The organism is Bradyrhizobium yuanmingense (assembly GCF_025200905.1).
GTDB lineage: Bacteria > Pseudomonadota > Alphaproteobacteria > Rhizobiales > Xanthobacteraceae > Bradyrhizobium > Bradyrhizobium yuanmingense.
This window is the reverse complement of record NZ_CP104173.1, coordinates 7449211-7461537: the sequence shown is the minus strand read 5'-3', so window position 1 is coordinate 7461537 and position 12327 is coordinate 7449211. Positions and strand designations below refer to the sequence as shown.

General features: G+C 65.4%; 10 protein-coding genes. 2 read left to right on the top strand and 8 right to left on the bottom strand.

The annotated features are described in order from the left end of the window. The 7 genes from N2605_RS34560 to N2605_RS34530 all read right to left on the bottom strand — a co-directional run bounded on the left by N2605_RS34560 (position 1) and on the right by N2605_RS34530 (position 8852). Positions 1-759: an outer membrane lipoprotein carrier protein LolA gene (locus N2605_RS34560; RefSeq protein ID WP_036003066.1), complete on the bottom strand. Its 759-nt coding sequence runs from the start codon at positions 757-759 to the stop codon at positions 1-3. A 152-nt stretch (positions 760-911) separates the two neighbouring features. Next, positions 912-3392 carry a DNA translocase FtsK gene (locus tag N2605_RS34555; RefSeq protein WP_036024275.1) on the bottom strand — a complete coding sequence of 827 codons (2481 nt, stop codon included), beginning with the start codon at positions 3390-3392 and terminating at the stop codon, positions 912-914. Positions 3393-3401: 9 nt separating this feature from the next. Next, positions 3402-4616, bottom strand: a complete 1215-nt coding sequence (locus tag N2605_RS34550) for an aminotransferase class I/II-fold pyridoxal phosphate-dependent enzyme (protein WP_225113159.1) — start codon at positions 4614-4616, stop codon at positions 3402-3404. A gap of 325 nt (positions 4617-4941) precedes the next feature. After that, entirely contained in the window at positions 4942-6390 is a 1449-nt protein-coding gene (locus N2605_RS34545) for an ammonium transporter (protein WP_036003055.1), read from the bottom strand. 37 nt (positions 6391-6427) lie between these two features. Continuing rightward, on the bottom strand, positions 6428-6766 hold the full coding sequence (locus N2605_RS34540) for a P-II family nitrogen regulator (protein ID WP_008142813.1): 339 nt from the start codon (positions 6764-6766) through the stop codon (positions 6428-6430). Positions 6767-7075: 309 nt separating this feature from the next. Beyond that, positions 7076-8377: an ammonium transporter gene (locus N2605_RS34535; protein ID WP_225174076.1), complete on the bottom strand. Its 1302-nt coding sequence runs from the start codon at positions 8375-8377 to the stop codon at positions 7076-7078. A 136-nt stretch (positions 8378-8513) separates the two neighbouring features. Then, positions 8514-8852: a P-II family nitrogen regulator gene (locus N2605_RS34530; RefSeq protein ID WP_008142802.1), complete on the bottom strand. Its 339-nt coding sequence runs from the start codon at positions 8850-8852 to the stop codon at positions 8514-8516. A gap of 260 nt (positions 8853-9112) precedes the next feature. Between N2605_RS34530 and N2605_RS34525 the strand changes: the two genes are divergently transcribed. Next, positions 9113-9991 carry a DUF4339 domain-containing protein gene (locus tag N2605_RS34525; RefSeq protein WP_260345157.1) on the top strand — a complete coding sequence of 293 codons (879 nt, stop codon included), beginning with the start codon at positions 9113-9115 and terminating at the stop codon, positions 9989-9991. Between the two features lie 30 nt (positions 9992-10021). Here N2605_RS34525 and tesB read toward each other — a convergent pair whose 3' ends face one another. Further along, a complete protein-coding gene (gene tesB / locus N2605_RS34520; RefSeq protein ID WP_036003028.1) occupies positions 10022-10885 on the bottom strand; it encodes an acyl-CoA thioesterase II in 864 nt (287 codons plus the stop codon). Positions 10886-11090: 205 nt separating this feature from the next. Here tesB and N2605_RS34515 point away from each other — a divergent pair, with 205 nt between their 5' ends. Beyond that, positions 11091-12311, top strand: coding sequence for a ubiquinone biosynthesis hydroxylase (locus tag N2605_RS34515; RefSeq protein WP_260345155.1), 1221 nt, complete (start codon positions 11091-11093; stop codon positions 12309-12311). Positions 12312-12327: the final 16 nt, after the last annotated feature.

Sequence of the window (12327 nt, the reverse complement as noted above, 5' to 3'; positions counted from 1 at the left end):
TCAACCCCGCGACGGCGTGTTGTAATTGGTGAAATCGATCTTGAACATGTTGGGGTCGAGCTTCTTGCTCGAGTCCAGATTGTACACCGCAATCGTCGTGTCGTAGCCCTGCGGATCGGTGACGGTCCACTGCTTGAGCTGGCCGTCCTTGGCGCCGAACATCAGCAGCAAGCGGCTGGTGCCGACCAGGGCCTGCTTCTCCTCGATGGTGACGCTGACGAAGACGTCGTCGGCCGAGACGCCAACGACATTGGTGTCCCTCATCAGGTCGATGCGGTCGGACAATAGAAAGCGCAGCGGCGTCTGCGACAGCGGGTAGACGTCCTGGGTCGCGAGCTTGCGGTCGCGCACCACGAGCGAGGATCCGTCGGCGACGATGTCGATCGGGCTCGGCGCATCATATTCGAAGCGTACCTTGCCGGGTTTCTGGATGTAGAAGTCGCCCTGCGTCTTGCTGCCGTCGGGACCGACCTGGACGAAATTCCCGACCAACGTCTGCAGCGACGACAGATAGGCGCTGACCTTGGCCGCCTGCGCTTTCTGGTTGGCGTCGAAGGTCTGGAAGATGCTGCTCGGAACGTTGCGCCGCGGATCCGGGATCACCGGATTGGGCGGCGCCTGCGTCGCGCCGGTGACGGCCGGCCCACCGGCGGTCGCGCCGCCGTCACGCCCCTTCGGCGCGGGCTTCGGCACCGGCACGGTCTGCGCGAAAGACGCAGCGGTCACCATCGCGGCGGTGACGAGAAGCACGCCGGCCAAGCGCGCGCTTCGCGCGGCGATCGTGGCAGCGAATCGAATGTCCGGATGTCTGATCAACGCGTCGTCCTGTGTGGCTGGGCGCCCTTTTACCGTGATTTCGGGCAAAAGCAGATATCGAATTTGCGTGAAATGTTGCTCAGAGGCTCCTCGCCTCACATATGGCTGTCTTCTTCCTCGACCAGAATCTCGCGCTTGCCGGCATGGTTGGCGGGACCGACGATGCCCTCCAGTTCCATGCGCTCCATCAGCGATGCGGCGCGGTTGTAGCCGATTTGCAGGCGGCGCTGGATGTAGCTGGTCGAGGCCTTGCGATCGCGTTTAACGATCGCGACCGCCTGCTGGAAGAGATCGCCGCCGCCATCGCCGCCCATGCCGGTGGCGTCGAACACGGCACCGTCCTCGTCCTCGGTCGGCTCTTCGGCGGTGACGGCTTCGAGATATTCCGGCTGTCCCTGCGTCTTGAGGTGACGCACCACCTTCTCGACTTCCTCGTCGGAGGCGAACGGTCCGTGCACGCGGCTGATGCGGCCGCCGCCCGCCATGTAGAGCATGTCGCCCTGGCCGAGCAGCTGCTCGGCGCCCATCTCGCCGAGAATGGTGCGGCTGTCGATCTTGGAGGTGACCTGGAAGGCGATACGGGTCGGGAAGTTCGCCTTGATGGTGCCGGTGATGACGTCGACCGACGGACGCTGCGTCGCCAGGATCACGTGCAGGCCTGCGGCCCGCGCCATCTGCGCCAGACGCTGCACCGCGCCTTCGATGTCCTTGCCGGCGACCATCATCAGGTCGGCCATTTCGTCGACGATGATGACGATGTAGGGCAGCGGATCGAGCGAGAGCTTCTCTTCCTCGTAGATCGCCTTGCCGGTTTCCTTGTCGAAGCCGGTATGCACCGTGCGCGTCGGCTCCTCGCCCTTGGCCTTCAATTCGAGCAGGCGCGTGTTGTAACCGTCGATGTTGCGCACACCGAGCTTGGCCATGTTCTTGTAGCGCTCTTCCATCTCGCGCACGGCCCATTTCAGCGCGACCACCGCCTTCTTCGGGTCGGTCACAACAGGCGTGAGCAGATGGGGAATGCCGTCATAGACGGAGAGCTCGAGCATCTTCGGATCGACCATGATCAGGCGGCACTGGTCCGGCCGCAGCCGGTAGACCAGGCTGAGGATCATGGTGTTGATCGCGACCGACTTGCCCGAGCCGGTGGTACCGGCGATCAGCATGTGCGGGGTGCGCGCGAGGTCGATGATGACGGGGTCGCCGCCGATGGTCTTGCCGAGGCAGAGCGGCAGCTTCGCCACCGTGTCGGTCGCCTCCTTCGCCACCAGCAATTCGCGCAAATAGACTTTCTCGCGATGCGCGTTCGGCAGCTCGATGCCGATCGCGTTGCGGCCGGGCACGACGGCGACGCGTGCCGACAGCGCGCTCATCGAGCGGGCGATGTCGTCGGCAAGGCCGATCACGCGCGAGGACTTGATGCCGGGCGCCGGCTCCAGCTCGTACAGCGTAACGACCGGACCGGGATTGGCCTTCACGATCTCGCCGCGCACGCCGAAATCCTGCAGCACGCCTTCGAGCGAACGGGAATTGTTCTCCAGCTCGGCCTTGCTGAGCGGCTGGCGATCGCCGGCCTTTGGTGCGGCCAGCATGGAGACGGACGGGAGGTCGAACTTGTCGGAGGATTTCTTGGAAGCGGGCTTGGGCGCGGCTTTCTTCTTCGGGGCGCGCGCGGCGGGCTCCTCCTCTTCCTCCTCCTCGTCCTCCAATTCGTCTTCGTGCTCGTCCTCGTAGTCCTCGTCTTGAGACTGCGGTGAGATCGACGGCGCCGAGCGGCCGCCGCCGAGATTCGGCTCCTGCCGGCTGAACTGGGCGGCCTTGGTCTTCGGTCCGCTCGAGACCAGCGAGCGGTAGGCGGCACCACACAGCCAGATCAGCCGCGCCTTGGTGCTCATCAATGCATGGAACAGCCAGCCCAGCGAGACCGAACCCCGATCGCTCTCCTCGTCTTCGTCGAGCGGCTTGTCGTCATCGGCGACCTCAGCGATCTCGTCGTCTTGCTCGCGCGCGCCGAGGCCGCAGGCGATCAGGAAGGTCGCTGTCATCGCGGCGAACAGGATCGTGCCCAGCACGATGCGATAGATCGTACCGGCCGGCCCGAAGATCACCGCGGGCGCGCGCACCAGCGCATCGCCGACCACGCCGCCGAGGCCGGTCGGCAGCGGCCAGGCCCCGCCATGCTGAAAGCAACTGACGAAGCCTGCCGCGATCACCGTGCAGAGAATCCAGGAGCCGAGCCGCAGCGCCTCGCGGTCGAACGGCCGATGCGTCATCATACGCCAGCCCCAGACCGCAACGGTCAGGACCAGCATGATCGCGCCGAGCCCCAGGATCTGCATGGCGAGATCGGCGCCGATCGCGCCGGCATAGCCGAGGATGTTGCGGATCGGCCGCGAGGTCGCGTGGCTGAGACTGGGATCCTGCACCGACCACGTCATCAGCGCCGCCGCGGCGATGCCCGCCAGCGCGATCAGGCCGAGGCCGGCGAGCTCGCGCATGCGCCGCGCCAGCCCCTCGCGGATCGAGGGCGGCAGATGGCCGACCAGAGGAATGACGCGTTCGATTGCCGACATGCTCACGGGCCCCGCCTAACCCAGAGTCTCGACCAGCCGGTGCAGCGCCTGCGCCGTGGTCTCGCCGTCCTGCACCAGTGCGAGGCGGATATAGCCTGCGCCGGGATTGAATCCGTCAGGCTGCTGTCGCGCCAGGAAGCTGCCGGGCACCACGCGCACGCCGGCTTCCTTGAACAGCTTGAGCGTCACCGACACGTCATCGCCGATCTCGGAGGTGTTGAGCCAGACGCAGAAGCCGGCATCGGGGCGGCGATAGCCGTAACGATTGCCGATGATCTGGTCGGCGAGGTCGAACTTGATCCGGTACAGCCGCCGATTCTCCTCGACATGCGCCTCGTCGCCATAGGCGACCGTCGCGACATGCTGCAGCGGCACCGGCACCTGGGGCGCGGCGATGTTGCGCAGCTCGAGGAACATGCCGATGAACCTCTTGTCGCCGGCGGCAAAGCCGACGCGCAGGCCCGGCAGGTTGGAGCGCTTCGACAGTGACTGGAACGCGACCACGCGCGTGAAGTCGGGGCCGGCGCATTCCAGCGCGCTGCCGGGTGCCTCGCGGGTGTAGATCTCGGAATAGCACTCGTCGCTGAGGATCACGAAGCCATAGCGATCGGCGAGCTGCTTCAATCGCTTGAAATAGCCGGGCCTCGCGACCGAGCCCTGCGGATTGGCGGGCGAAGCCAGGTAGAACGCCACCGTGCGCGCCAGCGTCGCCTCATTGATGGCGTCGAGATCGGGCAGGAAGCCGTTCTCGACCGTGGTCGGCAGATGGACCGGCTCGCAAGCGGCCGCAAGCGCGCCCGCGCCGTAGACCGGATAGAACGGGTTCGGCATTAGGATCGCGGGCTTGCCCGGACGCGGGCCGACATAGCGCGCGGCCGCGATCGCGGCGAGGAACAGCCCCTCGCGGCTGCCATTGAGGACGAGAATCTCGCTCTCGGGATCGAGCGGCCGCGGCAGCTTGAACCGCGTCGACAGCCAGGCCCCGGCGGCGTTGCGGAACGGGTCGGTGCCCTTGTTGGCGGGGTAACGGCCGAAATCGGCGATGTGCTTGGCCAGCACCGGGCCGACAAAGTCGGGTACGGGATGCTGGGGCTCGCCGACCGCAAGCGAAATCAAGGGCTTGCCCGGCTGATGCGGGGCCAGCAGCTCGTTCAGCCGGACGAAGGGCGAGCGTTCGGAATCGGAGCCATTACCGCCCTGCGGCGCACGGGATGAAGCGGTCAGAGCCATTCGTTGGGCGCCAGTACTCTTGGAACGGCCGGTCGCTACCAAAGGCGCCGGCGGGAAGCGGTTCAGTTCACCATAGATAGGGCGAGGTTAAGACGCGATTAACCATCGGCCGCCGCCCGCGTCCAGAGCGGGAATAATGGGGCCGGAGACAGCGGCGTGCATGGACGGTCCCCCCTCCCCCGGAGGCGCCTGCAGGCGGAGCGATCAAAAGAAAGGGGCTCCAGCTTGCGCTGGAGCCCCTCAACGGTCAGGGCATTGCCGGGTATGTGCCCGAACCGTAGTTGTGGACGCGGTCCCCGAAGAGACCGCGCCCGGGAGGAGAGGGTCACATGTTGTAGGCGCGCTCGGTGTGCTCGGTGATGTCGAGGCCTTCACGCTCGCTCTCGACATTGGCGCGGAGGCCGACGATCACATCGACAACCTTGAAGAGGATCGCCGAGCCGACGCCCGACCACACCAGCGTGGTGCAGACGGCCTTGATCTGGGCGAGCATCTGCGTGGCGAAGTCGTAATCGGCGACCTTCGGCGGGATCGCCGAATAGTCGATGATGCCGGCGCCGCCGAGCGCGGGGTTGACCAGAATGCCGGTGCCGATGGCGCCGACGATGCCGCCGATGCAGTGCACGCCGAACACGTCGAGCGAGTCGTCGTAGCCGAGCGCGTTCTTCACCACGGTGCAGAAGAACAGGCAGACCACGCCGACGACGAGGCCGAGGACGATCGCTCCCATGACGCCGGAGAAGCCGGCGGCGGGCGTGACGGCCACGAGGCCCGCGACGGCGCCTGAGATCACGCCGAGCACGGAGGGATGACCCTTGATGATCCACTCCGCGAACATCCACGACAGCGCGGCGGCTGCGGTGGCGACGAAGGAGTTGGTCATGGCGAGCGCAGCGCCGCCGCTGGCCTCGAGGTTGGAACCGGCATTGAAGCCGAACCAGCCGACCCAGAGCAGCGAGGCGCCGATCATCGACATGGTCAGCGAGTGCGGGGCCATCAGCTCCTTGCCGTAGCCGACGCGCTTGCCGATCAGGAGAGCGCCGACGAGGCCCGCGATACCGGCGTTGATGTGCACCACGGTGCCGCCCGCGAAGTCGATCGCGCCCATCTTGAAGATCCAGCCGGCATCGGCGTTGAGCTCGTCGAGCTTGGCCTGGGCCGCGGTCTTCGCCGCCGCGTCAGTAGCGGCAGCCAACGCTTTGGCCGCATCCTGGATCAGGTCCGGACCCTGCCAGTACCAGACCATGTGCGCGATCGGGAAATAGACCAGCGTCACCCAGAGCGGAACGAACAGCGCGATCGCCGCGAACTTCATGCGCTCGGCGAAGGCGCCGACGATGAGAGCGGGCGTGATCGCCGCGAAGGTCATCTGGAAGCAGACGTAAATCAGCTCCGAGATGTTGGCGTCGACCGAGAAGGTCGCGGCCTTCGTGTCGGTGGTGACGCCCATCATGAAGGCCTTGGAGAAGCCGCCAATGAAGTCGGAGCCGCCGGTGAAGGTGAGGCTGTAGCCGTATACGGCCCAGATCACGCAGACGACGCAGACGGTGTAGAACACCTGCATCAGGACCGAGAGCATGTTCTTGGAACGAACCAGACCGCCGTAGAACAGCGCGAGGCCGGGGATCGTCATCAACAGCACCAGCACTGTCGATGTCAGCATCCAGGCGTTGTCTCCCTTGTTGACCGTTGGCTCGGCGTAGGCTGCGGTCGCAGCGAACAGGCCGACTGCGAGAGCCGCCAGTCCCGCGCCATAGGGACGCTTGAACGTCATATTGTTTACTCCTGCTTGGATAAGGTTGAGCGCGAAATCAGAGGGCCGCGGCATCGGCCTCGCCGGTGCGGATACGCACCGCGTGGTCGAGGTTGATGACGAAGATCTTGCCGTCGCCGATCTGTCCGGTTTTCGCCGCGGACGTGATGGCATCGATGGTCTTGTCGACCTGGTCGGAGGCGACAGCGACCTCGATCTTGATCTTGGGCAGGAAGCTCACGGCATATTCGGCGCCGCGATAGATTTCCGTATGGCCCTTCTGGCGGCCATACCCCTTGACTTCCGTCACCGTGAGACCGTGAACGCCGATGGCGGTCAGGGCGTCACGGACTTCTTCAAGCTTGAATGGCTTGATGATCGCCATAACAATTTTCATGGGTCCTATCCCCGCTTGGGCCCGGTCCGGACGTGGCCGGGCGTTCTCGACTGGTTCGCCACGAGGGAGAAGTTTCACTACGCGGGCACAGCCGGACCCCTAGAATCAAATGCCGTGCCAGATCAGGCGGATTGCCTAACGGACTATGAAGACGGGGGTTTTCGCCTTTGGCGGGTGCTGCGATGCAGTGCGCTATTACGTCGCGCTCAAAACGTGGTCACGCCTGCTTAAAATAAGGGCAAGACAGGCTCCCGACACAATGTTGCTCACGCCTCGGGCAGCGAGGCGGTATTTACGTAGCGTCGGCGCCTATTGCAGGGCTTCACCGTGCTGCGAAATATCCAGACCCTCCAGCTCGTGCTCACGGGATACGCGCAAGGGCACGAACAGGCCGACCAGCTTGAGCAGGATGAAGCTGACGCCCGCCGACCAGACGAAGGTCACGGCGACCCCATAGAACTGGATCAGGAGCTGCTGCGGATGGCCCTCCAGCAGGCCGGCGGTGCCGCCGATGGCGCTGGTGGCGAACACGCCGCCGAGCAGGGTGCCGGTCAGGCCGCCGATGCCGTGGACGCCGAAGACGTCGAGCGAATCGTCGTAGTCGAAGCGGTGCTTCAGCCAGGTACAGGCCCAGTAGCAGAGTGCACCGGCAATGATGCCGATGACGATGCCGTGCCATGGCGCGACGAAGCCCGAGGCCGGCGTGATGGTGCCGAGACCTGCGACCGCGCCGGAGATCATGCCGAGCACCGAGGGCTTGCGCCGGGTCGCCCATTCGATCGCGCCCCAGGTCAGCGCGCCCGCGCAGGCGGCCAGATGGGTCGCGATGATCGCCATCACCGCGCGTGAGTTCGCTCCGAGCGCCGAGCCGCCGTTGAAGCCGAACCAGCCGACCCACAACAGGCCGGTGCCCATCACTGCGAGCGACAGATCGAACGGCGAGAGATTCTCGGTGCCGTAGCCGTGACGGCGTCCCATCACCTTGGCTGCAACGAGGCCGCCGGTGCCGGCCGACAGATGCACGACGAGACCGCCGGCGAAATCGAGCACGCCCATGCTGGCGAGGAAGCCGCCACCCCACACCCAATGCGCCAGCGGAATGTAGACGAAGATGAACCAGGCGACCGAGAACAGGAGATAGGCGGAGAACCGCATGCGGTCGGCGACCGAGCCCGCGACCAGCGCCACCGTGATGACGGCAAACGTCATCTGGTACAGCATGAACAGCGATTCCGGGATCGTCTTCGCCGCGGGGTTGACGCTGTCCATGGTCATGCCGGCGAGAAACCAGCGATCGAGCGTGCCGATCCAGGGGCCGTCGCCGACGAAGCACAGCGAGTAGCCGAACGCCACCCAGAGGATTGAGATCAGCATCACCGCGGCCAGGCTCTGCGCCATGGTGGCGAGCACGTTCTTCTTGCGCACCATGCCGGAATAGAACAGCGCAAGCCCCGGGATCGTCATCATCAGCACCAGCGCTGTCGCGACGATCATCCAGGCGGTGTCGGCGGTGCTGATCTCGTTTGCCGCCGCGTGCGCCGGCGCAGCTAGGACGGACACAAATCCGATTGGCGCAGCCTTGGCAGCTGCGCGGCGCGACAATCCCGCCATATCGTTCCCCCCGGCATCAATTGGCGTCGCACATCATGGCGTATTTGCCCGGTGCGATCGAAGCAGTCGTGTCAAAGCGTTTTCGAGCGAAGTGGATACCGGTTCGCGTGACAAGAAAACGCGTCAAAACAAAAAGTCAGAGCGCGTCGCTGTCGGTCTCGCCGGTGCGGATGCGCAGCGCGTGGTCGATCGGCGTGACGAAGATCTTGCCGTCGCCGATCTGGCCGGTGCGCGCCGTCGCGGTGATCACGGCGACCGCCTTGTCGGCGACGTCGGAAGCGACCGCGATCTCGATGCGCAGCTTCGGCAGGAAGTTCACGACATATTCGGCGCCGCGATAGATCTCGGTGTGGCCCTTCTGCCGGCCATAGCCTTTCACCTCGGTCACGGTCATGCCGTGCACGCCGATCGCCGTTAGGGCCTGGCGGACCTCATCGAGCTTGAAGGGTTTGATGATCGCGACGACGAGTTTCATGGTCAGGCCTATTCCCCGGGATGCGCCGCGCCGTATGTCCCCGGCGCTGCGTCAATCTGGCATCTTTCCGGGCAAATGGCACAAAAAAGTTGCAGATTGAAGCGGAAAAACGTTTGGCCAAGGGCGGTCATGTGAACGGCCGCCTCTGTACAGGGCAGCTGTTCATCATTCACAATGCATTTTTGGCATGGATGCGGTGAACCCAGGCGTGAACCGAAGCGTCCCGGCCGGTACACACCTAAGTTCGAGGGGGACGTTCCATGGCGAGTTGGTTCTACGCATCCGAGGGCAAGCAGCAGGGGCCCTTTCCGGAAGGGCAATTCCGCGACCTCGTTGCCCAGGGCGTCGTGCGTCCGGACACCTTGGTCTGGACCGAGGGCATGGCCGGCTGGCAGAAGGCCGCCGAAATTCCCGGCCTGATCGGCGGCGGTGCGCCGCCGATGGTCCCGACGGGCGGAAGTGGCTATGGCGGCGCTGCCGGCTATGCAAGCGGTGGATCGCTCTCGGTCGATTTCAGCATCCTCGAATTCACCTGGCGCAGCATCGTCCTGCTGATCGGAATGATCTTCGTCATCCCGGCGCCTTGGGCCTTCGTCTGGTACACCAGATGGATCGTCTCCTGCGTGAACGTCCCCGGGCGGCCGAACCTCAGCTTCACCGGCAATGCGATGACGTTGGTGCCGTGGTATTTCGGCTTCATCGTTCTCGCCATCGCGCTCGGCTTCGTCGGCAGCGAGATATTGAGCAATCTGCTGTTCATCGTGCAGATCGTGCTCTACTGGCTGCTGATCAAATGGATGGTCGCGAACCTCGCCTCCAACGAGCAGCCGCTGGGCCTCAGCTTCACCGGTTCGGTCTGGGCCTATATCGGCTGGAATCTGTTGTTTGCGATTTCCATCATCACCATCATCGGCTGGGCCTGGGTGGCCGCGGCCCAGATGCGCTGGTTCTGCCGCAACGTCGAGGGCACCCGGCGCGAGATCGTGTTCAAGGGCAGCGGCCTCGATATCCTCTGGCGCGGCATCGTGGCCGCCATCCTGATGTGCTTCATCATCCCGATCCCGTGGGTGTACCGCTGGATCATGAACTGGTTCGCCTCGCAGACCGAGCTCGCGCCGCGCGGCTCGCTCGGGGCATGATCTGAACGCTTCAGGCGCTGCTTGAAGCGATCAGGCCTTCCGCTCGCGCACGGAGCCTTCCTGTGCGACGGAGGCAACCAGCGTGCCGTCCGGCTTGAAGATCGAGCCGCGGGTCAGCCCCCGTCCCGATTGCGCGCTCGGCGAATCCTGCGCGTAGAGCAGCCATTCGTCGGCGCGGAACGGGCGATGGAACCACATCGCGTGGTCGAGACTCGCCGGCATCATGCGTTTGTCGAACAGCGTGCGGCCATAGCGCGCCATGATCGCGTCGAGCAGTGAGAAGTCCGAGGCGTAAGCGAGCGCGCACATGTGCAGCGCCGGATCGTCGGGCAGCTTGGCCGCGGTCTTGATCCAGACGTGGATGCGGCCGTCGTCGATCTTCTGGCCGAAATAACGGCCGAGCTCGACCGGGCGCAGCTCGATCGGCCGATCGGATTCGTAGTAGCGGCGGATGAAGTCCGGCATCTCCTTGAACATCGGCTGCTTCGCCACCTCCTCCGCCGTGAGCTTTTCCGGCGGCGGCACGTCCGGCATCTTGTCCTGGTGGTCGAACGCAGTCTCCTCCTCGGCGTGGAACGACACCATGATCGAGAAGATCGCGTTGCCGTGCTGGATCGCGGTGACGCGGCGCGTCGAGTAGCTTTTGCCGTCGCGCAGGCGCTCGACCTGATAGATGATCGGGATCTGCGGATCGCCCGGCAGGATGAAATAGCAATGCAGCGAATGCGGCAGCCGGCCCTCCACGGTGCGGCAGGCCGCGACCATCGCCTGCCCGATCACCTGGCCGCCGAACACCCGCTGCCAGCTCGTCTTCGGGCTGTTGCCGCGGAACAGGTTCACCTCGAGCTGCTCGAGGTCGAGGATCCCGATGAGGTCGATCAGTCCTTTGGACATGATGGTGCTTTCCAGTGATGCCTCATTCCGGGGCGCACGCGGTGCGAACCCGAAAATCTCGAGCTGATAAACCTCCGGATTCCGGGTACGCGCGTTGCGCGCCCCGGAATGACGGAACGAAGGGCTAGCGGTCCTCGTTTCACCGCACTGTTTCGCCCAGCTCAAGTCTGCTAGCAAGACCGAGAATTGTCCGGGAAGCTTTGGTATGTCGGTACAGGGTAGCATTGTCATCGGTGGCGGCGCGTTTGCCGGCCTTGCGCTGGCCTTGGCGCTACGCCAGGGGCTCGGGCCCGAGATCCCAATCATCGTCGCCGATCCCGCGCTCGGCACGCGGCCGAGCCGCGACCCCCGCGCCACCGCGATCGTCGCCGCCTGCCGCCGCCTGTTCGAGACGATCGGCGCCTGGGACGACGTCCGGGGCGAGGCCCAGCCGATCCTCGACATGGTCGTCACCGATTCCAAGCTCGAGGACGCCACCCGCCCGGTGTTCCTGAACTTCGCCGGCGACGTCGCGCCGGGCGAGCCCTTCGCGCATATGATCGAGAACCGCCGCCTGATCGACGCGCTGGTGGTGCGCGCCGAGGCCGCCGGCATCGATCTTCGCGCCACCCCGGTCGCCTCCTACGATGCGCGCACCGACGGCATCGAGGTGACGCTCGGCGACGGCAGCGTGATCGCGGCGGGCCTCTTGGTCGCCGCCGATGGCGCGCGGTCGAAGCTGCGCGAGCGCGCCGGCATCGTCACTCATGGCTGGGAGTACGATCAGTCCGGCATCGTCGTCACCGTCGGCCACGAGCGCGATCACGAGGGCCGCGCCGAGGAACACTTCCTGCCGGCCGGCCCGTTCGCGATCCTGCCGCTCACCGGCAAACGCTCCTCGCTGGTGTGGACCGAGCGCCGCACTGAGGCCGCGCGCATCATCGCCCTCAGCGACGAGGAATTCCACGCCGAGCTCGAGCAGCGCTTCGGCCTGCATCTCGGCGAGGTCAAGGTGCTCGACAAGCCGCGGGCGTTTCCGCTGTCTTATTTCGTCGCGCGGTCCTTCATCGCCGAGCGCCTCGCGCTGGTCGGCGACGCTGCCCATGTCATCCACCCCATCGCGGGCCAGGGCCTCAACATGGGCCTGAAGGACGTCGCTGCGCTGGCGGAAGTGGTGGTCGATGCCGCGCGGCTCGGCCTGGATATCGGCGGGGCGGACGTGCTCGAACGCTACCAGCGCTGGCGCCGGTTCGACACCATGGCGATGGGCGTCGCCACCAACTCGCTGAACTTCCTGTTCTCCAACCAGTCGACGCTGTTGCGCACGGTGCGCGACATCGGCCTCGGCCTCGTCGACCGCGCCCCGCCGCTGAAGAACCTCTTCATCCGCCAGGCCGCAGGCCTCACCGGCGAGGTGCCGCGGCTGTTGAAGGGCGAGGCGTTGTAAGGGGCGAATGGTGAGT